Below are 1,320 nucleotides of genomic sequence, written 5' to 3' on the forward strand. Positions count from 1 at the left end.
AACTAAATCAATCTCGGCAAGACTGTTTACGTTTCTAAACTCCCGTCCATCAGTAAGCCTTTACGTTGTGGGTAATGCTTTTCGGACGTTTGAAACGGTGAAGAGTTTTTTGTAACTTTAGCAAAATTATTATATGAGATACACTGACAGGCGTATTGTTGACAGTTATTCAGGCTTATTTGAAGGCTTGAGTTCTTTAAACAAGATTGAACTCATTGAGCGCCTTTCAAAATCTTTAAAGACAGATGTTAAAGATAAGGATAAAGCTTTCTATAAAGCTTATGGCGCTTTTTCGTCTGACAAGTCTGCAGAAGCTATAATTAAAGATATTAGGACAAGTAGAAAGTTCAGGAAAAAGCAAATTGACTTTTGATGCAGTATCTTCTTGACACAAGCATATGTGTTTTTTACCTCAGGGGTAAGTTGAACCTGAATGACATTATTCGTGAGAAAGGACGAGAGAATTTTTTTATTTCTGAGATAACAGTGGCTGAGCTCCGATTTGGAGCAGAAAATAGCAGTGATACAGTCAAGTCGCACAAATCTGTTGACGCTTTCGTTAACGGTGTGACTATTGTTCCAATTTTTGGGAGTATAAAAAGATATGCGAAAGAAAAGGTTCGACTAAGGCGCTTAGGAACTCCAATGAATGACGAGTTTGATTTATTAATTGGAGTTACGGCAATTGAAAATAAACTCACGCTTGTCACAGACAATGTTAAGCATTTTGAGCAATTAGACGGAATAAAAATTGAGAACTGGTTTAAGCGATAAAAGCACTAACCCACAACAATTGTTTTGCAATAGCCGGGTTAGACGGTAAACGTAATGTTTAGGTTTCAAAGAAATTCAACTACGGCAAGACTGTTTACGTTTTCAACTCCCGGCCATCGCAAAGCCGTCACGTTGTAGGCAACTTTTTGACAACCTCTCACCTTCAAGGATGGCGACTTTAAATGTTTTAAATCTTGGCATTTATTTGATTCTTTGTACGACAATGTTATCTTGTACGAGGACTATTTACGGTGTAGAACATTCTGCAAAAAAGCCAGAATGCGACACAACTAAAGGTCACCTGTTTGTTAGAATAATTAATGAAGGCAAATACGGAATATCATCCTTAAGTTTTAACTCAGACAGCGGATACATTTACTATAGTGGAATAAAGCCACACGACACGACTTGTTATTTTCCTGTCAGCGGCCCCCAATTCCGTCAGTTTTAGAGTAGAGTTATCTCTTTATCTTTAAACAGTTAACTACGATGAAAAAGACAAGATTTACCGAGAGCCAAATAGTGGCTGCGATCAAGCAACAGGAA

The 1,320-nt window shown here is 37.5% G+C and carries 2 protein-coding genes; both read left to right on the top strand.

Annotated features, from left to right (window positions below):
* Positions 1 to 133: 133 nt before the first annotated feature.
* A complete protein-coding gene (locus tag M4J38_RS18790; protein ID WP_251761351.1) occupies positions 134 to 373 on the top strand; it encodes a hypothetical protein in 240 nt (79 codons plus the stop codon).
* Positions 373 to 774 (top strand): type II toxin-antitoxin system VapC family toxin, encoded by a 402-nt coding sequence (locus M4J38_RS18795; RefSeq protein WP_251761352.1) that lies wholly within the window; start codon positions 373 to 375, stop codon positions 772 to 774. The genes M4J38_RS18790 and M4J38_RS18795 overlap by 1 nt, the downstream gene beginning before the upstream one ends.
* Positions 775 to 1,320: the final 546 nt, after the last annotated feature.

The organism is Parasegetibacter sp. NRK P23 (genome assembly GCF_023721715.1).
Taxonomy (GTDB): Bacteria; Bacteroidota; Bacteroidia; order Chitinophagales; family Chitinophagaceae; genus Parasegetibacter.